This window comes from Verrucomicrobiia bacterium (assembly GCA_035765895.1).
Classification (GTDB): domain Bacteria; phylum Verrucomicrobiota; class Verrucomicrobiia; order Limisphaerales; family DSYF01; genus DSYF01.
In genome coordinates, this window is record DASTWL010000010.1 from 54,975 (window position 1) to 78,872 (window position 23,898).

At 64.1% G+C, this 23,898-nt stretch carries 18 protein-coding genes; 11 read left to right on the forward strand and 7 right to left on the reverse strand.

Annotated features, from left to right (window positions below; genetic code table 11):
* Positions 1-24 precede the first annotated feature (24 nt).
* The 5 genes from VFV96_02100 (at position 25) to VFV96_02120 (ending at position 4,793) form a co-directional block, all read left to right on the forward strand.
* A complete protein-coding gene (locus VFV96_02100; GenBank protein HEU5069185.1) occupies positions 25-975 on the forward strand; it encodes a hypothetical protein in 951 nt (316 codons plus the stop codon).
* Positions 976-1,024: 49 nt separating this feature from the next.
* Entirely contained in the window at positions 1,025-2,308 is a 1,284-nt protein-coding gene (locus tag VFV96_02105; GenBank protein ID HEU5069186.1) for a glutamate-5-semialdehyde dehydrogenase, read from the forward strand.
* Positions 2,305-3,621 (forward strand): hypothetical protein, encoded by a 1,317-nt coding sequence (locus VFV96_02110; GenBank protein HEU5069187.1) that lies wholly within the window; start codon positions 2,305-2,307, stop codon positions 3,619-3,621. The genes VFV96_02105 and VFV96_02110 overlap by 4 nt, the downstream gene beginning before the upstream one ends.
* Positions 3,618-4,256, forward strand: a complete 639-nt coding sequence (locus tag VFV96_02115; protein HEU5069188.1) for a MarC family protein — start codon at positions 3,618-3,620, stop codon at positions 4,254-4,256. The genes VFV96_02110 and VFV96_02115 overlap by 4 nt, the downstream gene beginning before the upstream one ends.
* Before the next feature lie 78 nt (positions 4,257-4,334).
* The gene (locus VFV96_02120) at positions 4,335-4,793 is read left to right on the forward strand and encodes a VanZ family protein (GenBank protein ID HEU5069189.1); all 459 of its coding nucleotides are present in this window, start codon (positions 4,335-4,337) and stop codon (positions 4,791-4,793) included.
* Between the two features lie 6 nt (positions 4,794-4,799).
* On the opposite strand, the gene VFV96_02125 is transcribed toward VFV96_02120, so the two are convergent.
* Positions 4,800-4,988: a hypothetical protein gene (locus VFV96_02125; protein ID HEU5069190.1), complete on the reverse strand. Its 189-nt coding sequence runs from the start codon at positions 4,986-4,988 to the stop codon at positions 4,800-4,802.
* Positions 4,989-5,138: 150 nt separating this feature from the next.
* On the opposite strand from VFV96_02125, the gene VFV96_02130 reads away from it, so the two are divergent.
* Complete coding sequence (locus tag VFV96_02130) at positions 5,139-5,300, forward strand: hypothetical protein (GenBank protein HEU5069191.1); 162 nt, start codon at positions 5,139-5,141, stop codon at positions 5,298-5,300.
* Between the two features lie 3 nt (positions 5,301-5,303).
* Here VFV96_02130 and treZ read toward each other — a convergent pair whose 3' ends face one another.
* From treZ to VFV96_02155, 5 genes are read right to left on the reverse strand one after another with little or no spacing between them, the layout of a single operon-like run.
* Complete coding sequence (gene treZ, locus VFV96_02135; GenBank protein HEU5069192.1) at positions 5,304-7,034, reverse strand: malto-oligosyltrehalose trehalohydrolase; 1,731 nt, start codon at positions 7,032-7,034, stop codon at positions 5,304-5,306.
* A complete protein-coding gene (gene treY / locus VFV96_02140; GenBank protein HEU5069193.1) occupies positions 7,031-9,541 on the reverse strand; it encodes a malto-oligosyltrehalose synthase in 2,511 nt (836 codons plus the stop codon). Before treY ends, treZ begins: the two co-directional genes overlap by 4 nt.
* Positions 9,538-11,973: a DUF3536 domain-containing protein gene (locus VFV96_02145; protein ID HEU5069194.1), complete on the reverse strand. Its 2,436-nt coding sequence runs from the start codon at positions 11,971-11,973 to the stop codon at positions 9,538-9,540. Before VFV96_02145 ends, treY begins: the two co-directional genes overlap by 4 nt.
* Before the next feature lie 33 nt (positions 11,974-12,006).
* Positions 12,007-15,408 (reverse strand): maltose alpha-D-glucosyltransferase, encoded by a 3,402-nt coding sequence (gene treS, locus VFV96_02150; protein HEU5069195.1) that lies wholly within the window; start codon positions 15,406-15,408, stop codon positions 12,007-12,009.
* Entirely contained in the window at positions 15,405-16,886 is a 1,482-nt protein-coding gene (locus VFV96_02155) for a mechanosensitive ion channel domain-containing protein (GenBank protein HEU5069196.1), read from the reverse strand. Before VFV96_02155 ends, treS begins: the two co-directional genes overlap by 4 nt.
* A gap of 459 nt (positions 16,887-17,345) precedes the next feature.
* Here VFV96_02155 and VFV96_02160 point away from each other — a divergent pair, with 459 nt between their 5' ends.
* The 5 genes from VFV96_02160 to VFV96_02180 all read left to right on the forward strand — a co-directional run bounded on the left by VFV96_02160 (position 17,346) and on the right by VFV96_02180 (position 23,148).
* Positions 17,346-18,047, forward strand: a complete 702-nt coding sequence (locus VFV96_02160) for a response regulator transcription factor (GenBank protein HEU5069197.1) — start codon at positions 17,346-17,348, stop codon at positions 18,045-18,047.
* On the forward strand, positions 18,044-19,210 hold the full coding sequence (locus tag VFV96_02165) for an ATP-binding protein (GenBank protein HEU5069198.1): 1,167 nt from the start codon (positions 18,044-18,046) through the stop codon (positions 19,208-19,210). Before VFV96_02160 ends, VFV96_02165 begins: the two co-directional genes overlap by 4 nt.
* Positions 19,211-19,379: 169 nt before the next feature.
* Complete coding sequence (locus VFV96_02170; GenBank protein ID HEU5069199.1) at positions 19,380-19,874, forward strand: response regulator transcription factor; 495 nt, start codon at positions 19,380-19,382, stop codon at positions 19,872-19,874.
* Between the two features lie 76 nt (positions 19,875-19,950).
* Positions 19,951-20,250: an isoamylase early set domain-containing protein gene (locus tag VFV96_02175; protein HEU5069200.1), complete on the forward strand. Its 300-nt coding sequence runs from the start codon at positions 19,951-19,953 to the stop codon at positions 20,248-20,250.
* 216 nt (positions 20,251-20,466) lie between these two features.
* Positions 20,467-23,148 carry a DUF3160 domain-containing protein gene (locus VFV96_02180; GenBank protein HEU5069201.1) on the forward strand — a complete coding sequence of 894 codons (2,682 nt, stop codon included), beginning with the start codon at positions 20,467-20,469 and terminating at the stop codon, positions 23,146-23,148.
* Positions 23,149-23,539: 391 nt separating this feature from the next.
* Here the strand turns inward: VFV96_02180 and VFV96_02185 are convergent, their stop codons facing one another.
* Positions 23,540-23,668, reverse strand: a complete 129-nt coding sequence (locus tag VFV96_02185) for a hypothetical protein (GenBank protein HEU5069202.1) — start codon at positions 23,666-23,668, stop codon at positions 23,540-23,542.
* Positions 23,669-23,898: the final 230 nt, after the last annotated feature.

Below are 23,898 nucleotides of genomic sequence, written 5' to 3' on the forward strand. Positions count from 1 at the left end.
GTTCAGTGTTCCCGATTGGTCCTCATGAAACATTTGTTTGTTACCCTGATGGCGGTCGCGGCCGGAGTGCGGTCGCTGTCCGCGTGTGATCTTTGTGCCGTCTATGCCGCCAACGAAGCGCGCGGCGACACGAGCGAAGGCTGGTTCGGCGGCGTGGCTGAGCAATTCACGCACTTCGCCACTTTGCAGGAAAACGGCACCGAAGTGCCAGACGAGGCGCATCAACGGTTGGACAGTTCGATTTCGCAACTGTTCGCCGGCTACAACGTCACGCCACGCTGGGGCGTGCAGTTCAACGTGCCGTTGATTTATCGCTCGTTCGAGCGGCCCGAGGGATTCGCCACGGACCGCGGCACTGAGTCCGGGCTGGGCGATGTGTTGCTGCTGGGGCACGTGCAGTTGCTCCGGCAGGAATCGGTGGATGGCAGTTTCGTTTGGAACGCACTGGGCGGTGTGAAAATGCCGACGGGCAGTTCCCGGCGCATCGCCGAGGAGCTGGACGAAACCGAGGTGCCCGGCGCGCCCGAAAGCGGCATCCACGGTCACGACCTCACGTTGGGCTCCGGCTCGTGGGACGGCGTGGTGGGGACGAGTCTGTTTGCCCGCTGGCGCCGCGCGATTTTCCGCGGCTCCCTGCAATACAGCTTCCGCACGCGGGGCGATTATGGCTACCGCTTCGCCGACGACCTGACGTGGTCGAGCGGCCCCGGCGCGCTGCTGCTGTTGCATGACGATTACAGCCTGTCGTTGCTGGCCAATGTCTCGGGCGAACACAAGGGCACCGACGACCTGAACGGTGCAACGGCTGCCGACACCGGCATCGATTCCGTGTTCGTGGGGCCGGAACTGGCCTTCACGTTGCAGGACCGGCTCAGCGCGGAACTCGGCGTGGACGTGCCGGTCAGCATTGACAACACGGCGCTGCAAGTGGTGCCGGACTACCGCCTGCGCGCCGCCTTGACGTGGCATTTCTGAGGCGCAATTCCGCGTTTGAAATGACGTCATTCTCCCCTACTTTGGGCGCATGACGTTGCTGGAACAAATGACCCGGCTCGCGCAGCAGGCCAAAGCCGCCTCACGCGAGCTGGCCAAGCTCACCACGGCGGAAAAGAATTCCGTCCTGCTGGCCATGGCCGCCGCGCTGGAGCGGCAGGCCCCGGCCATCCAGTCCGCCAATGCGCGCGACCTGGAGACCGGCGCGCAGATGGGCTTGTCGGGCGCCATGCTGGACCGGCTCAAACTGGATGACAAACGCATCGCCGGCATGGCCAAAGGACTCCGCGAAGTGGCGGCGCTCAACGATCCGGTGGGGCGCATTTTGGACGAGCGCGTCCGGCCCAACGGCTTGAAACTCCAGAAAGTCGCCACGCCCATCGGGGTCGTGGTCATCATCTACGAATCGCGCCCCAACGTCACGGCCGACGCCGCGAGCCTGTGCTTCAAAACCGGCAACGCCACCATTCTGCGCGGCGGCAAGGAGGCGTTGAACTCCAATCAAATCATCGCCGAAACGATGGTGGCCGCCGGTCGGGCCGCGCTCGGCGACGCCTTCCCTGCTGATGCCATCCAGGTGGTGCCCACCACGGACCGCAATGCAATTCCGGCGCTGCTTTCGCTCACGCAATACGTCGATCTCTGCATGCCGCGCGGCGGCGAAGGGCTGATTCGCGCCGTGGCCGAATGCAGCAAGGTGCCGGTGATCAAACACTACAAGGGCGTCTGCCACGTGTTCGTGGATCGCGATGCCGATTTGCAAATGGCGGAAAGCATCGCGCTGAACGCCAAGCTGCAGCGGCCCGGCGTCTGCAACGCCATGGAGACCCTGCTCGTGGACAAGGCGGTGGCTGCACAGTTCCTGCCCCTGGTCGCCGCCAAGCTCGCCGCGAAGCAGGTGGAACTGCGCGCAGACGAATCTGCCCTCCCTCAACTATCAGCCCTCAACTATCAACCCCAGCCAAAGGCTGCGTCCGAACAGGACTGGTCCACGGAATACAACGATTACATTCTGAACGTCCGCGTGGTGGACGACGTGCGGGCGGCGATTGAGCACATCAATCACTACGGCTCGGCCCACTCGGACAGCATCGTCACGAAGAATGAACAGACCGCGAAGCAATTCCTTGCCGAGGTGGACAGCGCGGCGGTCTATTGGAATGCCAGCACGCGCTTCACCGACGGCGGCGAGTTCGGCATGGGCGCCGAGATTGGCATCAGCACCGACAAGGTGGGCGCCCGCGGGCCGATGGGTTTGGATGAGCTGACCACCTACAAGTGGATCGGCCTGGGCACCGGACAAATTCGCGGATGAGCGCCGCCGAAAACGCCAGTCAGGTTCGCGCCGCACTGCCCCAAGGCGGGCTGTTCGCTGGGACGGAGTGGCGCACCGCGCCGGCGCCTTTCGTCCTTGGCGAGCCCTTCGCCAAGGAACTCGATTCCCTCGGGCGCGTGCTGCTTCAGTTTTATCGCGCCGTGAACCTGCTTTACCGCCGCAGCCTCGAAGGGCGGCAGCCGGCATGGGTGGCAGAATGGCTTGATCGCGGCAAGCCGGCCGAGCTGGTCGCGCTGCAACGCCACGCCGCATTCAAGAACGACGTGCCGCGCGTCATCCGGCCCGACATCCTGCTCACCGAGGACGGCTTCGCCATCACCGAACTGGATTCCGTCCCAGGCGGCATCGGGTTGACGGCGTGGCTGAACCAGACCTACTCCCGCCTGCCCCACGGTGCGCCCGCCGGCGTCATCGGCGGTGAACGCGGCATGCTCGACGGATTTGCCGGCATTTTTGGCGACACGCCGCACGTGCACATCGTGGTTTCGGAAGAGGCGGCGATGTATCGCCCGGAGATGGACTGGCTGGCCGCGCAACTGGGTGAACGCTTTTCGGTTCACGACGCGCAATTCGATGCGTTTCAGCCCGGCGCGGCGGTTTACCGTTTTTTTGAGTTGTTCGACGTGCCCAACGTGCCCAATGCGGGCCGCCTCTTCGAACTCGCCACCGCGCAACAAATCCGGCTCACGCCGCCGCCCAAGCCGTTGTTCGAGGAGAAGATGCTGTTCGCCCTGTTGTGGAACCGGAACCTGGCGGGCTACTGGCGGCAGGAACTGGGCGAAGCATTCTTCAACCGCCTGAAACGACATGTCCCCTACACGTGGCTGGTTGACCCGACGCCGCTGCCGCCGCACGGCGCCATTCCGGAACTGAACCTGACGGACTGGCAGCAGTTGAAGCTGCTGTCACAGCGCGAGCGCGAGCTGGTGTTGAAGGTGTCCGGTTTTTCCGAACTCGCCTGGGGCGCCCGCGGCGTGCAGCTCGGGAGCGACCTGGCGCAGGCTGATTGGGCGGCCGCCGTGGATGACGCCCTGCGCGGCTTTGCGCAATCGCCCCGCGTATTGCAGCGCTTCCATAAACCCCGCAGCGTGGACGCAACCTGGTTTGACTTTGCCGGCGGCCAGACGCAACCGATGAAAGGCCGGGTGCGGCTGTGCCCATATTACTTTGTGGCGGGCGACGCGGCCGGCGCACGCGCCAGTCTCGGCGGCGTGCTGGCCACCATTGTGCCGGCGGATAAAAAAATTGTGCACGGGATGAGCGATGCCATCCTGACCGCGTGTTCGCCATGAGCAGCCATCTGGAATACGCGTTTCTGACCGCCAGCTCGCTGTTTGCGATCGTGGATCCGTTCGCCGTCGTGCCGGCCTTCCTGGCCATGACGCCCAACGACACGCCGGCCCAGCGCATCAAAATGGCCAAGGTGGCCGGCATGACGACATTCGGCACGTTGCTGGTGTTCGCCTACGCGGGGCGCTTGATTTTCAAGCTGCTGGGCATCACGATGCCGGCCTTTCAACTCGCTGCGAGCCTGATTCTTCTGATGATCGCCCTGGACATGCTGCGCGCCCAGCGTTCGCGCGTCCGCGAAACGGAGGAGGAAACCACGGCCGGCCTGGAAAAAACCGACATCGCCATCACGCCGCTGGCCATCCCAATGCTGGCTGGACCGGGCGCCATCACCACCGCAATGCTGTTTCAGGCCCGCGCGGGGAGCGATACGATTCATCATGCCATTCTCTGCGGCTGCATCCTGCTGGTGGGACTGGCCACCTACGCCGTGCTCCGCCTCTCGGCGCACGGCGCGCAATGGCTGAGCCCCATCGCCCTGCGGATTGCCAACCGCATCATGGGCCTGCTGCTGGCCGCCGTCGCCTTTCAATTCGGATTGAACGCCGTCCAGCAATTCCGCGCCACGCTCAGTTGATCCCGGGGCAAGTCCTGAACCTTTCGTTTCCCGGGAAAAACATTTGCCTGCGCGCCGTAAAACCGGATGTTGAGCGCCATGCGCAAGTTCTGGCTGTTCGTAAAATTCTGGCTCCCGCCGCTGTTGTGGATGTCCGTCATCTTCTGCGCCTCGACCAGCGCCGGTTCCTTCAACCACTCCTCGCGCATTCTGGCGCCGCTGCTGCGCTGGCTGTATCCGGGCATCGCGGACGCGACCGTGAACGACCTCGTCTTTGCCGCCCGCAAAATGGCGCATCTCACCGAGTATGGACTCTTCGCGATCCTGCTCTGGCGGGCCATCCGGCAGCATACCGCAAAGGATACCCGCCCGTGGCGCTGGCGCGAAGCCGGCTGGGCCGTGCTCATCGTGGCGTGCTACGCGGCCACGGATGAATTCCACCAGACCTTTGTGCCCGGACGCGGGCCGGCCGTTCACGATGTCCTGCTCGACACCCTGGGCGGTGCCCTGGGATTGGTCGTGCTTTGGGCGGTTGGCCGCAAGATCAAGCGCTGGTGAGGCGGCTCACCATTCCACAGCCGCCTCGTGTTTGAAGAGCGAAACCCACTCACGCGCCGCCTGCCGTTCGTCCCGTGAGCCCCCGCGCAGCTCAAACCGGCCGTCGCCCTTCCGCAGCAAATGGGCCGTGCCGAAGCTGACGATGACCTTGCCTTCGTGACGGCGCGACGTAACCAACCAGTTTTTCAATTTCATACGCCCGCAGTCTGCCCGATGGGGTGGGACAAACGTGGGGTGGGCCTGGGACGGCGCCCCGAACTTGCGTCTTTGGTGGCCGCGAGGTTGCATCCGGCAGGGGCTTGTGCATCTTAAAGTAGAGAACCACAACCCATGTAACCTTGTTGTATGAGTGCTCTGGATTTGATCAAAGCCACGATCGTGTGTGCCGGTGTTTCGTTCCTGGTTTACAGCTACCCGCTGTTCAGCCAGGTGCTGTTGATTGGCGTGGTCGGCTTGATCTGGCTGTCCTATTTTTACCGGACGGTCATCAGCCGCCGGGCCGGCTGAAGCTCACGGCACCCGCTTCAGAATGGACACGGCCTCGGCCGGCAGCGTTAATGCGCCTTCCGCCGTGGGCGGCATGTTTTCCGAAGCGAGCAGGATTTGATGTCGCCCCGCTGCCAGCGGCACGGCCTGCGGGCCGTCGCCCAGGTTGCACACCACCGTCAGCGAACCGCGTTCCATCACCAGCCATCCCGCCGATGCGTCACAGCGCACGTTCACCGCGTCCCGCTGACCGTCCGTCAACGTCAGTTCCTGCCGCCGCATGGCGATCAACTGCCGATGCCATTCGAGCAGGGCCGCATGCGGCTTCGCGCCCAGTTCCTCCCACTTGAGCTTGGAGCGTTCGAACGTCGCGCGAGCCTGCGGATCCGGCACCTCTTCGGGCCGCCAGCCGAAGGCGGCAAATTCCCGGCGTCGCCCCTCCCGCACCGCCTTGGCAAGTTCCGTCTCGGCGTGATCGGTAAAATACTGGAACGGCGAACTGGCCGCCCATTCTTCACCTTGAAACAGCATCGGCACGAAGGGCGACGTAAATACCAATGCGGCGGCGATTTTCAACCGTCCGGCGCTCACCAGGTGGGCCAGCCGTTCGCCCTGCGCCCGATTGCCAATCTGGTCGTGGTTCTGCACGTAGGCCAGAAACCGGCTGCCGCTCAAACCTTCCGGCGGCCGCCCGTGCCGCCGCCGCCGGTGGCGTGAATAGCAGCCATCATAGACGAACGCCTGGCGCAACGCCTTGGCCAGATCAGCCAGACCCGCAAAGTCCTCGTAGTAACCGCTGCGTTCCCCGGTCAACGTGGTGTGAAGCGCGTGATGAAAATCATCGCTCCATTGGGCGTCGAGCCCGAAGCCGCCGCGTTGCGTGGGCCAGATGAGCCGCGGATCGTTGAGATCGCTTTCGGCGATCAGGATCAGCGGCCGGGCGAGCTGGGCGGCCAGTTGTTTCACTTCGCCGGCCAGTTGTTCGAGGAACGGTTGGGCGGTGGTGTCCACGATGGCGTGCACCGCGTCCAGGCGCAGGCCGTCAAAATGGTAGTCCCGCAGCCACATCAACGCGTTGTCGCAGAAAAACCGGCGCACTTCGTCACTGTCCGGCCCGTCGAAATTGACTGCCGGTCCCCACGGCGTGTGGTGCCGGGCGGTGAAGTAAGGGCCGTATTTGGCGAGGTAATTGCCCGACGGCCCAAGATGGTTGTAAACCACGTCGAGCAGCACGGCGAGACCGCGCGCGTGACAGGCGTTCACCAGGGGCTTCAAACCCTCCGGCCCGCCGTAGGATTCCTGCACGGCAAACAGCGCCACGCCGTCGTAGCCCCAGCCGTGCGCTCCGGGAAAGGCGTTCACCGGCATCAACTCAACGTGCGTCACGCCGAGTTGCACGAGATGATCCAGCCGCTCGATCACCGCGTCAAACGTGCCGGCGGGCGTGAACGTGCCCACGTGCAGCTCGTAAATCACCGCGCTGCCGAGCGGCGGCGCGCGAAAGCCGTCATCCGTCCAGGCAAACCGGTCGTGGTCCACCCGCCGCGACAGGCCGTGAACGCCGTGCGGCTGCCAGGGCGAACGCGGATCAGGAAACGGCCCTTCGCCGTCGAGGACAAATCCATATTCCTCCGCGGCGGTCGCCACGACGGCGTGCCACCAGCCGGTCGGTTCGGCCTGCATCGCATGGCGCTGCGCGCCCAGTTGGAGTTCCACCCGCTTCGGCTTGGGAGCCCAGACTCGGAACGACTTCATCCTGCCTTCTCCTTTCGCGTTAAAAGGGCCACGGGAAACCGCAACAGCAGTTCCGCCAGTTTGATGGATGACCCGGCCACGGTTTCACCAGTAAATTCGTTGTGCCATTCGCCGCCGGGCAGCTGCAGTTCGGTATCGGCCCAGTCCCCGGCCAGCCGCAGCACCAGGCGGGGCGCGACGACCACCACGTTTTTCCCGCGTTGAAAGGCAACGGCGTGGCGCGCCTTGCGCCCGCTGACCCGCAACACCGCGTAGCTGCTGCCCGCCCCGAACTCTTCCGGCCGCCGACGGCGCAACTGCAGCGTCTTCTGCGTCAGCCAGAGTTTGGGCAGCCCGTCGGCGCGCCGCTGCCAGACCGTGTCGAGCGGCATCTGCCGCAGGGCGTTCAACAACCGCTCGCGCTGGTCGAAATCAACCGGGCGCCGGTTGTCCGGATCGACCAGGCTCCCGTCCCACAGTTCCGTGCCCTGATAAATGTCCGGCACGCCGGGCGTGGTGAGCTTCAACAGGGCCTGCGCGAGGGAATTCACCCAGCCTGGCTCGACCAGCCGTTCTACAAAGCGGCCGACGTCGGCCAGAAAATTGGGGTCGCCCAGCGTCTGGGTAATGAATTCACGGATGACCCGTTCGTATTCGGCATTGCGGCGATTCCACGAAGTGTGCTGCTTGGCTTCGCACACAACTTTTTCCATGACGACCAACGCCCGGTCCAGTGGCAGGGGCCACGCGCCAACCAGTGTCTGGTAGTAGAAATATTCGCAGTTGCGATCCGGAAAACGGCCACTGCGATGCCGCTGGTTCATCGTGGACCAGCGCTCCACCGCCTGCCGCCATTCCTCGGGCAGCTCGGAAAGCAGGCACAGGCGGGCGCGCACATCTTCACTGCGCTTGGTGTCGTGCGTGGAGGTGGCGAGCATTGCCGCAGGCCAGCGTTGTTGGGCGTGCAGACAGGAAAGGTGGAAGCGCTCGGGCGTCAGCCCAAAATGCCCCGGCTCGCCGCCCACGGTGTTCAAGGCCACCAGCCGGTTGTAGCGGTAGCAGGCCGTGTCTTCCGCGCCCTTCGCCATGGCGGGACCGGTCAACTGTTGAAAGCGCATGACGAATTCACGCTCGGCCTCGCCGTCCCAGCGCAGCAACAGCAGGTCCGCGATGAAATCAAACAAGGCCGGTGCCAGATCGGGTCGTTCCCGCCGGGCGGCGTCCACCGCCTGCGTGATGAACAATTCGTCCGTCTCGCGCACCGTCCGCGTGTCGGCCTGCACATACGAACGATACACGGGAAAGCAGGCGACCACTTCGATCAAGGCCTCGCGCAGGACGGGCGGCGGAACGAAAGTTCCGCGCCAGTTCCGCGCCGCGGCCTTGACGGCCCATTGCAGCAGGCGGCTCACTTCGGCGGACAGCAACTCGCGCAACGCGAGCCGCTGGGCCTCACGCACGACGACGTCATAATCGCCCGGTTCGCCGGTGAAACGGGTGTAGAGGTCCGTGAAGGCCGGTTCCGTCGAGGCGTCAATGAACAGCCCGCTGACGCGGTTCAGGAAGTCGTAACCGGTCGTCCCCGCGACCGGCCAGTCCTCCGGCAGCGATTCCTGCGCGCCCAGGATTTTTTCGACCACAAGCCAGACGTCCGGCGCCGCGGCGTGCAACTGGGCGAGGTAGCGGGCCGGGTCGCGCAGACCATCGATGTGATCCACGCGCAAGCCGTCCACCCAGCCGCGCCGGACCCATTCGAGGATGCGTTCATGCACGGCCGCGAACACTTCCGGCTCCTCGATGCGCAACCCCGCGAGAGAGGAAATGTTGAAGAAACGGCGGTAATTGACCTGCTTGTCCCCATAACCCCAGTGCGTCAGGCGATAGTGCTGCTGCTCCAGCACCTCATCCAGCAGAGCCGGACGGGAGTTCAGTTCCTTGAGCAGCTCCGGCAGCGTCCGCTGACCGATCCACTGGGGCGTCATCACGAGCGGAAAGGCATGTTCGAAGTAACCCACGACCGGCTGGCCTCGTTGCAACTGAACCTTGAACTCGCCCGCCTCGAGCACCGTGCGATATTCGCGGCCCAGCACGGGCAGCAGCACCTTGCCGCGCAGTTGTGGATCGGGCGGATTCCAATCGATGTCGAAATAATGGGCGAAACGGCTGCGGGTGCCGTGGGCAAGCACGTCCCACCACCAGGCGTTGCCGGGACCAACGCCCATGTGATTTGGCACGATGTCGAGCACCAGCCCCATGCCGCGACGATGCAGCGCCTGAACGAGTGCCTCCAGGTCCGTCTCGGTGCCGAGCTCCGCATTCAAGCGGCTGAAGTCGCGAGTGTCATAGCCGTGCGTGCTGCCGGGCATGGCCTGCAACAACGGCGAGGCGTAAACATGACTGACACCGAGCTGATCCAGATACGGCACGAGCGCCTGCGCATCCCGCAGCGTGAAACGCGGCTGGAATTGCAGCCGGTAGGTGGCCCGCGGCACCCGGCTGCGGCCCGTTGCTGGCAGGGTGATCGTCACGCCGTTCCTCCCTCGATTTTGAACACCAGTTTTTCACCCAGCCGGTCAAACTGCTCGACCCACGCCCGGGCCGCGGCGTCGTCCGCCGCCCGCGCGCGATGGCTCGGCGCCACGTCATGGAGCAGACGGAAGTATAGATTCTGCGTCTTCCACAAGTTGACCTCGATGCCGATGGATTGCACCGCCTCCGCCACCTCCGCGGCACGTGCCAGCAGGGCGGCATCATCCGCCGCCTGCGTCAACCGTTCCAGTCGCCGGTCCAGGTGCGACTTGATCGCATAGGCCAGTTCCTCGGTGTGAAGCTCCACGCTGCCGGCATGCGCTTCATCCGCGAGCATGCGCACCCGCGCCAGGTCCGGCTCCTCCGCTTCGAACTGCCGGCGCAGCTCGGCGTTCAGCACATAATCCGCCGCCGTCTTGAGCGCGGTCGGCAATGGCGCGTCGATGTCCTTCAGGAAGCGCATCAACGGCATGTATTGGTCGGTGATCTGCCGGTAACGGCTCTCCAAATCCTGGCCGGTGGACGCCAGAATCAGGTTGAGAATCTTCCGCTGCTCGTCCCGGAAGAGATCCTTCAACGAATAATTCGATTCGCCAAAATGCCGGTCCATGAGCCGGATGACCCGCGGAAAATCCGCGCGCCCGAAGGCCTCGCGCAGGTCGCTCAGCAGGGTTTGAAACTCCTCCTCGCCGCGGAAATACCGGACGCCGCAGTTGACGTTGTGATCGCCGAGATGCAGCGCCGCGTAGCTGAGCAGGTCCGCTGCCCCCGTGATTTCAAACGTCACCCGGGCGCGGCCGAGGATCAGCCGGGCCTTGCCGGCCTCCAGCTCCTCGCGGTGCTGTTGCTCGAAGTGGAAACGATAAATGCGCGCCTTCTCCGGATACCGCTCGAACAGGGAACTCACGGCAAAATGTGCCCCCAGCCATTCGCGGTCCATCGTGGACGGCTTCACAAACTTCTCGAAAATAAGCCGCCCGTTGCGGTGCTCGGCGAGATTGCTGCGCGCGCGCGCCAGCCGGTCGAGAAAGGCCGGTTCAAGGTCCCGCCCCGTCACGCCGCGCGCCAGTTGCAGGGCCCGGCCGGCGTAGCACATGATCTGCACGGTCTCGATGCCGGACAGCTCGTCAAAGAACCAGCCGCAACTGGTGAACATCAGCATCGCATGCCGCTGCATTTCCAGCAGCCGGAGCGCGGTCAGGCGTTCCTCCTCGCTCAATTCACGCGCCGCATGCTCGCGCAGAAACCGCGTCACGTTCTCCTCCGAGCGGTCGAGGATCACGGAAATATAGGCGTCGCGGGCCCGCCACGGATCGTGGAAGAGCTCGCCGGCCCGGGTTTCAAACTGCGGCGCCAATTCATCCCGCAGCCAGTCCAGCGCATCCCGCAACGGCTGCCGCCAGCGCTGATTCCAGCCGGGCCGCCCGCCGCTGTTGCACCCGCAGTCGCTGTGCCAGCGGCGCACGCCATGGGAACAGCTCCACGCGCTTTTCTCGTGAATCCTGACCTCGTGCGTGGGCGGATGCCGCTCCAGAAACTCGCCGTAGTTGGTCAGCGCCGCGAGCTGGTTGGACTCGATGTAATGCAGCGCCGCGGCCAGGCCCATTTCCCCGTAATGATGATGGTGGCCATACGATTCGCCGTCGGTGGCGATGTGCATGAGCTGCGGCCAGTCCCGGCCGTCGTCGTAACCCTCCAGCAGCCGGTGCGCAAACGCCTCCCCGCTGTTCAACAGGTATTCGAACGCCACCGCCTTGGAAACCGGCGCGTCGTAAAAGAACACCGCGATGCTGCGCCCCGACGGCAGGTTCACCTGATAGGCCCGCGACGGATCGATGTGCCCGCCGTTGACATCGGTCCAGTGCGGCTCGCCCAGCGGACGAATGCGCGCCGCCTGATACGGCGAGAGAATGGTGAACTTGATGCCCTGCGCGGCCAGGACTTCCAGCGACGCCTCGTCCGCGGCGCATTCCGGCAGCCACAGGCCCTCGGGCAGACGCCCGAACCGATGCTCGAAGTCGCGGATCCCCCAGATGACCTGCGTGACCTTGTCCCGCCGGTTCGAGAGCGGCAGAATCATGTGGTTGTAGGCCTGCGCCAGCGCGCCGCCGTGACCGGAAAAGCGTTCGCGGCCGCGGCGATCGGCCTCCACCACCGAGGCGAGCACATCCGGCGCCTTCTCCTCCATCCACGCCAGCAACGTCGGCCCGAAATTGAAACTGATGGACGAGTAATTGTTGACGATGTCGATGATGCGGCCCTCGGCATCGAGGCGGCGTGCGGTGGCGTTGGGGGCGTAACACTCGGCCGTGATGCGCTCATTCCAGTCGTGATACGGAAACGCCGAGTCCTGCAGCTCGACCGCTTCGAGCCAGGGGTTTTCGCGCGGCGGCTGGTAGAAATGGCCATGAATGCACAGGTATTTTTCCATGAAGCAACGGACGGACTCAGTATGGTTTCGGGTTCAGGTGACAACATCCGGCGCCGCGGCTGAGGCCGCGGCGGCGTGGGCGACTTCGAGCAAATTCAAAATGCCGCGCAGGGGCACGTGCAACCAGTCGGGGCGCGCGGCGAGTTCGACGCCGATTTCATGCACGGCGTGGTTGAGCAGATACGCCCGCAGCATCAGGCGCAGCTCCTGTTCGGATTGCGGCAGCACTTCCGATGCGGCCATCCGGGCAAAGTAGGCCCGCAAGTAAGCGAGGCTGACGGCCCGATACCAGAGCCGCGCCCAGGGCTCGAAGGGTTGCAGCCGGCCCGGATCGAGCGAGCCGCGTTGCGCGTGTTCGTGCAATCCGGCCCACGCCACGTAGTGGAACGAGCGCACCATGCCCGCGACATCCCGCAACGGCGACCGCTTGATGATGCGTTCGCTCGCGGGCAGCGCCGGGTCGCCCTCGAAATCGATCAGGACGAAATCTTTGCCCGTGTAGAGGAGTTGTCCCAGGTGAAAATCGCCGTGGCAACGGATGCGGCGCGCCGTGAGACGGCTGCGGTAAAGCGTCCGGTAGCACTCCAGAATCTCCGGCTCCCGGTCGCAGACGGTGCGCGCCAGCTCCGCGGTTTCGGGCGGCAGCAGCCGCAGGCCCTTCCGCAGCCGGCGGAAGTTCTGGTTGGCGAGGTTCCGCATGGATTGGAACAGGCCGCGCACATAGTGCGGCGTGAAGGGCTCGGGCGCGAACTGGCGATCCTCGGTTTCGGCCGCAAACACCAGATGCATCTCCGCCGTGCGCTCGCCAAGCACGCGCGCCGAATCCAGATACGTGCCCACGGTGGACGCCACCGGCGCGTCGAGCACGTCGCCGACCAGGCCCGCGGAACGCAAATCCAGTTCCGGGGCGCTCTGCCCTTCGTTGATGCCGGCCGAAGCGCGTTCGTAGAAGCGGCCGAGGGCTTCGAGGGTGTAATCCCACGCCGTCCGGGCGTGCGGGATGTAGCCGCTCAACACCGCCAGCGTGAAGTGTTCATCCCGCTCCGTGCGGCATTCGACGGCACCGGCGAACGGCTGGGCGTGCGCGAATTCGTGCCGGACAAACAGCTCGCCCATTTCGCGCTCAGGATTCAGTCCCGGGAACAGGCGCCGGAAGAATTTCAGCACGAACCGGTCGCCAAAGAGGACCGAGGAATTGCGCTGGGCCGCCTTGAGCGCGGTCGTGGCCGGCGGGGGCTGCTTGCCGACAATCTGCCGGAACAGCGGCGACCGCACGCCTTCGAGTTCACCCGCGTCGTCCTTGATCCGGCGGCGGCCGGCAATCAGCTCAAACAGGGCCACGTGGAACGCGCGGCTGCCGACGGCGTCGTAAAGCACGCCCGTTTCGCCGGAATCGGCCAGCACCAGTTCGGTGATGACGCCCCGCCCCTGCTCGACGCCCACATCCAGGGCCGCTCCACCCGCGGCAAACGCCAGCGGCAGCGCGTAAAGTTCGGCGTCGGCGCCCACACACTCCACCTGCAAGAGCACGAGGCAGGTATCCACACCATCGGCGGGCACGGTGAACACCTCGCGAATCGTCACCTGCTTGATCACGCGCGCCCGGTTGGAGAACCAGGGCTGTCCGCGCAACCAGTCGGGCAGCCGGCTTTCGAGCTGCGCCTTGGGCTTGTCCTTCAAGACCGCCAGCCATTCGCCATGGACGCGGATGGCGCCGGGCGTCGTGGTCATGCCCAGCGTGCCGGCCGTCAACGCGGCCGTGGCGCGCAGTTCGAGCGAGAACCAGTTGAAGGCATGCGGGCTGAGGGTGAGGAAATAGGGCTTGTCGGTGATGGTCGGAAACTCCATGCGGCCGAACAATTCCACGGGCACGTAGCCGTTGAACGCCGCGAGATCGAGTTCCACCGGCTGCGCGAACCGCGACAGGTTGGCGATCATGAGAATCGTCTCCTGCTCGAAGCGCAGCAGGTAGCTGATGACCTTGTGATTCTCGGGATTGAGGAATTCGCATTTCCCCTCGCCCAGGGCGCGCCAGCGTTTGCGCAGGGCCAGCACGCGGCGCATCCACCACAGCAGCGAATGCGGATTTTGCATCTGCGCCTCCACGTTGACCGCCTCGTAGTGGTATTCCGGATCGTAAATGATGGGCAGGTAAAGCGCCTGCGGATTGGCGCGGGAAAAGCCGGCGTTCTTGTCCGAACTCCATTGCATCGGGGTGCGCACGCCGTTGCGGTCGCCGAGGTAGATGTTTTCCCCCATGCCAATCTCGTCGCCGTAGTAGAGCACGGGCGTGCCGGGCAGCGAGAGCAGCAGCGCGTTCAACAGCTCGATGCGCCGGCGGTCGTTGCCGAGCAACGGCGCAAGCCGGCGGCGGATGCCCAGGTTGAGCCGCGCCCGGTTCACGTGGGCATACATGCGATACATGTAGTCGCGCTCCTCGTCGGTCACCATTTCCAGCGTAAGCTCGTCGTGGTTGCGCAGGAACAGCGCCCACTGGCTCGTCTCGGGAATCGGCGGCGTCTGCTCGAGAATGTCCACGATGGGCGTGCGGTCCTCCATGCGCAGCGCCATGAACAGGCGCGGCATGAGCGGGAAGTGAAAGGCCATGTGGCATTCGTCCCCCCGGCCCTCGCCAAAATACGCCACCGCGTCCTCGGGCCATTGGTTGGCCTCCGCCAGCAACATGCGGTCGCCGTATTTTTCATCCACATGCCGGCGCAGGCGCTTCAACGCCACGTGGGTTTCCGGCAGGTTTTCGCAACTGGTGCCCTCGCGTTCGTAAAGGTAGGGCACCGCGTCCAGCCGCAGCCCGTCCACGCCCAGGTCGAACCAGAAGTCGATCACCTTGACCATCTCGTCATACAGCTCCGGGTTCTCCCAGTTGAGATCGGGCTGGTGGGAAAAAAACCGGTGCCAGTAGTAGGCACCCGCCACGTCGTCCCACGCCCAGTTGGAGACTTCGATGTCCTTGAAGATGATGCGCGCGTCCTTGTATTGGTCGGGCGAATCGCTCCAGACGTAGTAATTGCGCCAGCGGCTGCCCGGCTTGGCCCGCCGCGCCCGCTGAAACCACGGATGCTGGTCGGAGGTGTGGTTGAGGACCAGTTCGGTGATGACGCGCAAACCGCGCCGGTGCGCCTCGCGCAGGAACACCTTGAAGTCGCCCAGCGTGCCATACATCGGGTGCACGTCGAAGTAATCCGCGGTGTCGTAGCCGTCATCCTTGAGTGGCGAGGGATAAAACGGCAGCAGCCAGAGCGCGGTGACGCCGAGATCCTTGAGGTAATCCAGCCTGGACGTCAGGCCGCGAAAGTCGCCGATGCCGTTGTCGTCGCTGTCGGCGAAGGCGCGGACGTGCAGTTCGTAAATGACGCCGCTCTTATACCAGAAGGGATCGGGCGGCAGGCCGGCGGAGTTGGCAGATGCGTCGCTCATGATTTTGCGGCCGGCCGGGCCGGTTGCCCATGCGACAGTTCGGCCCGCGTGCGCGGCAGGCTGTCCGGATGGGTGCGTTGCAGGAAATCGACCAGCTTCTCGCGCACAAGGCAACGCAAATCCCACGCAGCCGAGGCATCGGCGGCGCTGACCAGCACCCGCACTTCCAGGACGTTTTCCTTCGAGTCGGTCACCTGAATGCCTTTGACGCGTCCGTCCCACAACTTGGTCCCGGCCAGGACGCGGTCGAGTTCCTCCCGCAGCGCCGACACCGGCACGGTGTAGTCGGTGTAGAGATAAACCGTCCCCAGCAAATCCGCCGAAATGCGGGTCCAGTTCTGGAACGGCTTCTCGATGAAGTAATTGATGGGCACGATGAGCCGGCGCTGGTCCCAGATCAACACCACCACGTAGGTGAGTGTGATCTCCTCAATCCGCCCCCACTCGTTTTCCACGATCACGACGTCGTCGAGACGGATGGGCTGGGTCATCGCAATTTGAAAGCCCGCAAGCACGGTGGCAATGCTGCGCTGGGCCGCGAAGCCCACGATGATGCCGGCCACTCCCGCCGAGGCCAGAAGGCTGGTGCCCAGTTGCCGCACCGCATCGAACACCATCAACATCGACGCGGTCGTGAACAGAATGATGACCACGATCGCAATCTTCTTCAGCACCTTGACCTGCGTGTAAACCTTGCGCGCCTCCAGGTTGTCCTTCACGTCGATCCGGAACTGGGCCAGGACGGCTTCCTCCACGGCATTCACGAGCTGAAACAGAATGAAGCCGATGGCGCCGATCAGGAGCAGGCTCGCGGCCTGTTTGAAAAACTCGTGCGAGGTGACGGACAAATTGAGCGCTGGCACGACAAAAATCACCGCCAGCAGCGGAATGATGAGCCGGATGGCGCGCACGACCACGGCGACGAGCACATCGTCCCACTTGCTGTCCGTCCCCGCCGTCCAGCGGTGCAGTTCGAGTTCCACCACGCGGATCATCCGGAAGAGAAACCAGAACAACGCGATGACGGAGCCCGCATTCTTCAGCCAGCGCGCCAGCGTGGCGAGGAACACCAGTTCAAACACCGGCCGCACGAACAAAATCGTCAGGGCCGCATAAACGCCCCAGGCCCACACCAGCAAGGTCAGGGGCGGCAACACGGCTTCCAGGGCCAGCCGCGCCCATGGCGCCCCCTTGGTTTTGTCGCTGGCGGCGGCTTCCTTGGCCGGCAGCGACTTCAACGTCCGGCGCATCAGCCAGCGCATCCCCTGCGCCACAATCACCACCAGCACCAGCGTGCCGGCGCACGCCAGCAACTGCACCCACGCAATCCCCCAAAACGCCACGTTCCACACCCAGCGTCCAAAAATCGCCGCGAGCAGATTGCCCACCAGTTGCAGACCGCTGTTCAACGCCGCATCGTCCATCTCTGCGGCGCGCGCCGCGGGGACCATGACGAGACTGCCCAAGGTCAGAAACATCCACGCCCAGTTCCGGAGGGAACGGCGCGTTGTTAAAGCTGATGGATGTGTTTTGTAATGGTTCAATTTCGATTCCATGCCTGGCCTAGAGTTTCTCTCACGGGGGCGGCGGGCGTTGGAACCATTCCGGTTCGTGCCGGCGCGCCGGACTTTGTCCACCTCGAGCCTGGGTTGCCCGGCAGACCATTGACCTCGCTCGCAACCAGCCGTCGGATCATTCTCCCCAAATGAAGTCCAACTCCACCGAACAATCTCAAGGCCGGCCCGCAGCGACGCGCCCAGTCTAAATCGCGGACCACAGAAATGCAAAGCTCCGTTGCCATCGGCGGAATTTTTCGCGCCGCGATCCCGGCTGGAAACCGTGGCGCGCCCGGCGGAAAAATCCGCCCCGGAGCAAAAGTTCATCTCGCCCGGACTTGTTCCACGCCGGGCCCCGACCTATAAACGTATGGAAAGCACATGAAAGCCAAACCGCCCCGCCCCGCCGCCCCGTCCCGGAAACGGATCCTGCTCGTGGACGATCATCCGCTGATGCGCGAAGGCATCTCGCAATGGATCGCGCGCGCCGGCGATCTGGAAGTGTGCGGCGAGGCGGAGACGGCCGCCGAAGCCCTCCAGCTCACCGGCCGGCTCAAACCGGATTTGGTGCTGACGGACATTTCGCTGCCGGGCCGGAACGGCATCGAGTTTCTCAAGGACCTCCGCGCCCAGCATCCGCGCGTGCCGGCGCTGGTCCTCTCCATGCACGATGAAAACCTTTACGCCGGCCGGGCCCTGCGCGCCGGCGCGCGCGGCTACATCATGAAGCGCGCCGGCGGCGAACGCGTCTTGCAGGGAATTCGCGAGGTGCTCGCCGGCCGCATCGCGTTGAGCGCGGACATGGCCACGCAGCTCCTCGAGGAATACTCCGGCGTGTGGCGCCAGTCCTCCAAGCGGCCCCTGCCCCAGCTCACGGACCGCGAGTTTGAAGTCCTCTCCCTCATTGGCGAGGCCAGGAGCAACCGCGAAATCGCCGCGCAATTGCACCTGAGTCCCAAGACCGTCGAAACCCATCGCCTGAACCTGATGCGCAAGCTCAAGGTGACCAACGCCGCGCAGCTCATGCGTTTTGCGCTCCAATACGCGGAGGCCGCGGCCGCCGGCGACGCGCCAGCCGTATGAGCCGGCGTCCTCAACCCCGCCGGCGGCGCCGCGCAACCCGGAAGGACCGCTTTGAAACCGTGTTCGCCGCGAATCCGATGCCGATGTGGATTTGCGATGCTGAGTCGCTCCGCCTGCTGGCCGTGAACCGCGCGGCGCTGGCGCTCTACGGATTGACGCGCGCCCGCTTCCTGCGGCGCGCCGTGCAGGAAATCATGCCGCCGGCGGAAACGGCCCGCTGGCTGGACGCCTTGAAACGGCTTAAGCCCAACGGTGCACCCGGCCTCGCCCGCTGGCGCCTGCCCCGGCCGGATGGTTCCAGTTTCACCGCCGATGTTTCGCTTTCCCGTTTGCGTTTCCGCAACCGCCCGGCGTGCCTCGCGGTGATCACCGACCAGACGGCGCGCAACACCACCGAGGAGGAATTGCGTTCGGCAACCCGCACGCTGGAACAGCGCGCCATCGAACGCACGGCGGAACTCGAGGCGGTGAACAAGGCGTTGCGCGCGGAGATGACTAGGCGCAGCGAATTGGAAAACGAACTGCTCAACGTCAGCGAGCGCGAACAGCGCCGCATCGGGCGCGATTTGCACGACGGCCTGTGCCAGATCACCACCGCCACGGCGATGATGTGTGAAGCCCTGGAACGCGATCTGCGCGAAAGTTCGCTCCCGCACTTCAGCCGCACCGCCCGCCGCATCACCCGGCTGATCCAATCGGTCAGCGACGAGGCGCGGCGGCTCGCGCACGGTTTGAGCCCGGTGGGCATGGACGCCGAGGGGCTTATGGACGCGCTCGCCAACCTCGCACGCTCGACGAAGCGATTGTTTCACGTCGCCTGCCACTTCGAATGCGCGGAGCCCGTCTTGATCGCTGACCATGCCACGGCCATCCACCTGTTCCGCATCGCGCAGGAGGCCGTCAACAACGCCGTCCGCCACGCGAAACCCGGCCGCATCCGCCTCCGCCTGCAACGCAGCGTGGACGGGCTGCGGTTGACGGTCACCGACAACGGCCGCTGGCTGCCGCCCAAACCGCGGGCCGGACGCGGCATGGGCCTGCATGTCATGGGCTACCGCGCCCACAAAATCGGCGGCACCCTGCGCATCGAACCCCGGCAAAACCGCGGAACCACCGTCCTCTGCCACGTCCCCGCCGCGGCGGCCCAACCAGACGCCGCATAGCCCGCCATTGCCCGGCCGGCGCCAGCACCGGCAGCCTCGCGGCTCAGCAATTCTCCCGCACCGTTCAGCCTGCGGCTGACCGGCACTTCCGCACCGCATCCCATTGCGCCACGCGAAACGACGTCTCATCGTGGGTTGGTGCCACGGCCCGCCCGGCCGTGGTGGAGCGATGAAACGAAAAACCCCATCCGTTGCCTGCGCCGGCAGGCCCCGGGCGCGTTCGCGCCCCCGCTGCCGTCGCATTTTCGTGGTCGAGCGCAATCTCCTCATGCGCACGGCCATTGCCAGCTGGGTGAGCCGTTTTCCCGACCTGCGGATCTGCGGCCAGGCGGCCACCCGCCACGGCGCCGAAAAAGCAATCGGCCAACTGCATCCCGACCTGGTCGTCACGGAGATTCTCCGCAAACAGGACGTGGGCTTCATTCGCAGCCTGCACCGGCGGCATCCGCGGCTCCCGATTCTGGTTTTCTCCATTCAGGACGAAGCCCGCTACGCCACCCGCGCGCTGGCGGCCGGCGCGTGCGGCTACCTCGTCAAAGGAGTGGACGGTCCGGGGCTCGTGAACGGGATCCGCGCCGCACTGAAGCTGCGTCCCTGGCCGGTTGCCCCGCGCCAACCGGCGACCGCCAACGACGGCCTGGAATCCCTCCGCGAAGCGGAATAACCCTGAACCATGCGGCGACACTTGACCGCGCCGGGGACGCGGCGGAAGCTGTTGCGCTGCGAGAAAGGAAAACCTTATGGCCACCAAAAAACGAACCGTTCGTAAAAACACCAGTGGAACCGTCCAACAGCCGTTCACCATCAAAGCCCCGGCGGCGTTGCGGGTTTTGCTGGCAGGCGACTTCACCCTGTGGCAGGCCAACGCCATCCCGATGAAAAAGGGCGCGGACGGCCTGTGGCACACCGACGTGGAACTCGCGCCGGGCACCTATCATTACCGGTTCATCGTGGACGGCGAATGGCAGAACGATCCCGAATGCACGCTGCACGTGCCGAATGTTTACGGCACCACCAACAGCGTGCGCGAGGTCCGGTGAACGTTGGTCGGTGATGTGATCGTGATGCGCGGTCCGCGTGCGACCGCGACGTGGCGTTCAGAAAATCCAGGAGCGTTTCTTTGGTGTTTCTTGTCAACTGGGGCAGCCATTTGATGGTGCGCTTTCAGGAGCGTCCATGGGACGGCTAGAAGATTCGTATTTTTAATTGCAGAGACCGTTCTTCAGGCTATTCTCTAATCACAACAAGGGAAGAGTATGAAGACTCCGTCTGTGATTCTCCTCACGCTTCTTGCCTCCGGCTGGTTGTTCTTGGCGTTGGCTTCAGACCAAGTGGTGCTCCAATTCGAGCCCGGTGGTGACACGGGCCGGGTGCGGCTGCATTCCCAATTTGCGCTACCGGTAAGTTCAATGTATCCCGAATACATCGTCCAGCGCAGTTCCGACCTGCGCACTTGGACCAATGTGGCTGGGCCCGTAAGTGGCAGCGTCGGCGTGTCCGACGAAACCTTGCGCGTGCCGGTGCCCTCGCTGGGCGACCACGCCTTTTATCGGGTGGTTGCCACAACAAAGATCAAGCCCACTGCCAACGAGTTGGGCGAGGCGGTCTTCGGATATGCCACGGCTTTCAGTCAGCAACTTCAAAGCTTGGGCCAGTTGTCGGTTGCCGAGTTTGCGCAGCGCTACAGTCTGACCAACCAGTATTTGTCCCAGATCACCTTCGACCCGACCACAGCTGAGTTCTGGAGCGAATTCAACACTGACCCCGCGGTTTATAACGCCACCAATTCCCCGTATTATTGGCGTTACGTTGATTATCGGCTCAATCCGGCGGAGTTCGCCGTCCTTCAGACAAACGGCTTCGTGGTCAGCCAGCGGATGGAGCGGGAAAGTTTCGCGGATGTTTACTACGACATCTACACGGAGGACCTCCCGGTGTTCGTCTCCACGGACTCCATTCTCCATGCGTGGCATCGCTCATTTGACACCATGTTGGAGGAGATTGAGGAGACCCGGCTCAAGGACCAATTGTCCGACATCCTCGTTTCCATGGCCGCGCAGGTGCCCAGCCTTTGGTCGCAATCGGCGGGCACCGCCATGGGCAACGGCGTCCTCGATGCGGACTATTTCCTGGCCGTCGCCCGGTCGCTGGTCAGTGGCGCCAACAACTACGGGTCGCTGGGACAAAGCGCCCGGGTCAGCGCCACCCTGAACGCCATCAACAACCAGCAGCCGGCCACGATCAACCTTTACGGCGAATCTCGAGTGGTGGATTTCTCGCAGTTCACAGTCCGCGGCCATTACGTCAACTCGGTGACCCTCCAACGGTATTTCCGCACCATGATGTGGTGCGCGCTGGCTGACTTCCGTTATGCTGGATTCTCCACGGGCGTGCCCGCGCCCGGCCAGACCAACACGCTGCGCGAGTTGTCCGGATGCGTGGCCCTGAACTTTCTCGCTCAGGGTTCCGGCCAGTTCACCAACTGGCTCCAGTTAAATCGCACTTTGGAAATGTTCGTCGGCACCACGGACTCGCTGAATCTGGCGCAGTTGAATGACCTGCTGTTTGCCGCTGGAATTTCTTCTCCCGCGAACCTGCCCGACCAGGCATCGCTGACAAATTTGCAGGCCCGGCTCATGTCCGGCGACTTGGGAATGCAGCAGGTGACGAGCGGATACTACTGGTCGCCACTCGGGCCCGGTCAGGTGAAGCTGCCGCGCTCCTTCGCCTTCATGGGGCAGCGATTTGTGCCGGACACCTGGGCGTTGGGCAAATGCACCTTCGATGACATTCTCTGGGATGATCCGAACGCCAACGGCATTCTCTTCGGCAAGGTGCTGCGACGGGTTCCCAGCGCGCTGGATGTCGCCTTCACAACGCTGGGGAACAGCCAGATTGTCCCGGAACTTGCCGCGCGCATCGCCAACACGAATGGACATCCTTGGCGGGATGGCATGTTCTACCAGCACAACCTTGGCGCGGCCCGGAACACGATCGATTTGCAGCCAGCTTCCGCCTGGACCAACAGCATTTACCTGCGCTGGCTGGCCTGTCTCCGCGAACTGTCCACGCCCACCACCGGCCCCGAGTTTCCCCAAGCCATGCGCACCCGGCCGTGGGCCATGAAGACGCTCAACACCCAACTGGCTTCGTGGACGGAACTCCGGCACAACGCAATCCTTTACGCCGAGCAATCCTACACGCCGATGCTCATTTGCTCGTATCCGGCGGGTTATGTCGAGCCGCGGCCGGCTTTCTACCAACGCATGCGGGAAATGGCACTGGCAACCAAGGAGGTCCTCGCCACCCTTTCGACCAACGGCGTTTTTACCTACGAGCACTACACGAATGACCTTCCCTTTTATGTCACCGTCAGCGGTGCCACCCTGTATGCCAACCGCCTGGCAACCATGGACAGTTTTGCCCAGACTGCGGACACGCTTCGCAGCATTGCCGAAAAAGAGTTGAGCCGCACCCCGCTCTCCTCGGGCGAGGTGTATTTTCTCCAATCGCTTGTCGAGTTCAACTGTGCGGGAGAACGCACCTACAGCGGTTGGTATCCCTCCTTGTTCTACGAACCCGGCAAAGAATATCTCCCGCCCGACGCGCAGTTCAATTTTCCAAGCGGGGAAAACCAGGGTTCAGACTTCTGGGATCCGCTGGTGACCGATGTGCACACCGACCCCGCGGATCCGATCGTCGGCGATCCGGGTTCGATTCTGCATGAGGGCGTGGGCAATGTTCAGTTGTTGATGATTGCCGTGGATTGTGGCCCGGGCGATCTCGCCGTTTATGCGGGGCCGGTCTTGAGCCACTACGAGTTTGAATTGGGCCCGACCACACGCATGACCGACGCTCAATGGAAGAATCTGGTGACCACGGACAGTTTGCCCTCGGCGCCAGAATGGACCCACAGCTACCTCGTGCCCAAACCTTGACACACCGCCACCGCCGCACCGCGTTGCAACCCACGCTTACACCGGAGCGCAGAAACCCCTTCCACCTTCAACTAAAGCCATGCTGTTAGAGCGGTTCAAACAATGTCGTAGCCGTCGGGTTATTCGCCGGCCCCTCACCCGGCCTTCGGCCACCCTCTCCCCATCGGATGGGGAGAGGGACGGGGTGGGGGGCTGCTGCCGTCAGGACGGCTATAGTATTTATGAAACTGCTATAGATGAGAAGGCAGAGCTTCATCGCCGTGCAATGAGTTAGGTCCGCTGCTTGTGCAAACCACATACTCATCCTCCCTCGTGTCCGCCTCCGCTGTTATCGCCCACGGCTTCACCCTCGGCCCCAATCTGGCCGATCGCAAACATCACATCTGCGTCCTCAATACCGCGGTGAAAGCTTCCTGGCCAGCTTGAGCACGTCGTCGTGCGTCCCGCCGATCAGGCCGTAACGCCGCACTTCCGTGCCGTCGGCGGGCGCGAGGGAGACGGCGATGGTGTCGGTGTGCACATCCAACCCGATGCACAGCGCGGGGCCGGGCCTGACGGGTGGGTGGCAGGGTTCGGGACGCACGTCCGCGGCGGGCTTGGCCGCGCGGCGGGCTTGGCCGCGCGGCGGGTTTGGCGCTGGACGGGCGGGGCCGGGCGGAGTAGATAGGTCTTCATGGTGGCTGCTCTTCGTATCTTGGTTGTCGGGGGCGTGAGTCCCACAACTAGTGGCTCGGCGCTGCTCCCGCGGCG

Excerpts from the sequence above, each read along its gene's own strand:
- treS (HEU5069195.1), bottom strand. The coding sequence starts at position 15,408 with ATGAGCGACGCATCTGCCAACTCCGCCGGCCTGCCGCCCGATCCCTTC.
- VFV96_02170 (HEU5069199.1), top strand. The coding sequence starts at position 19,380 with ATGAAACGAAAAACCCCATCCGTTGCCTGCGCCGGCAGGCCCCGGGCG.
- VFV96_02145 (HEU5069194.1), bottom strand. The coding sequence starts at position 11,973 with ATGGAAAAATACCTGTGCATTCATGGCCATTTCTACCAGCCGCCGCGC.
- VFV96_02155 (HEU5069196.1), bottom strand. The coding sequence starts at position 16,886 with ATGTTTCTGACCTTGGGCAGTCTCGTCATGGTCCCCGCGGCGCGCGCC.
- VFV96_02180 (HEU5069201.1), top strand. The coding sequence starts at position 20,467 with ATGAAGACTCCGTCTGTGATTCTCCTCACGCTTCTTGCCTCCGGCTGG.
- VFV96_02100 (HEU5069185.1), top strand. The coding sequence starts at position 25 with ATGAAACATTTGTTTGTTACCCTGATGGCGGTCGCGGCCGGAGTGCGG.
- VFV96_02110 (HEU5069187.1), top strand. The coding sequence starts at position 2,305 with ATGAGCGCCGCCGAAAACGCCAGTCAGGTTCGCGCCGCACTGCCCCAA.
- treZ (HEU5069192.1), bottom strand. The coding sequence starts at position 7,034 with ATGAAGTCGTTCCGAGTCTGGGCTCCCAAGCCGAAGCGGGTGGAACTC.
- VFV96_02160 (HEU5069197.1), top strand. The coding sequence starts at position 17,346 with ATGAAAGCCAAACCGCCCCGCCCCGCCGCCCCGTCCCGGAAACGGATC.
- VFV96_02175 (HEU5069200.1), top strand. The coding sequence starts at position 19,951 with ATGGCCACCAAAAAACGAACCGTTCGTAAAAACACCAGTGGAACCGTC.
- VFV96_02130 (HEU5069191.1), top strand. The coding sequence starts at position 5,139 with ATGAGTGCTCTGGATTTGATCAAAGCCACGATCGTGTGTGCCGGTGTT.
- VFV96_02165 (HEU5069198.1), top strand. The coding sequence starts at position 18,044 with ATGAGCCGGCGTCCTCAACCCCGCCGGCGGCGCCGCGCAACCCGGAAG.
- VFV96_02115 (HEU5069188.1), top strand. The coding sequence starts at position 3,618 with ATGAGCAGCCATCTGGAATACGCGTTTCTGACCGCCAGCTCGCTGTTT.
- VFV96_02105 (HEU5069186.1), top strand. The coding sequence starts at position 1,025 with ATGACGTTGCTGGAACAAATGACCCGGCTCGCGCAGCAGGCCAAAGCC.
- VFV96_02125 (HEU5069190.1), bottom strand. The coding sequence starts at position 4,988 with ATGAAATTGAAAAACTGGTTGGTTACGTCGCGCCGTCACGAAGGCAAG.
- VFV96_02120 (HEU5069189.1), top strand. The coding sequence starts at position 4,335 with ATGCGCAAGTTCTGGCTGTTCGTAAAATTCTGGCTCCCGCCGCTGTTG.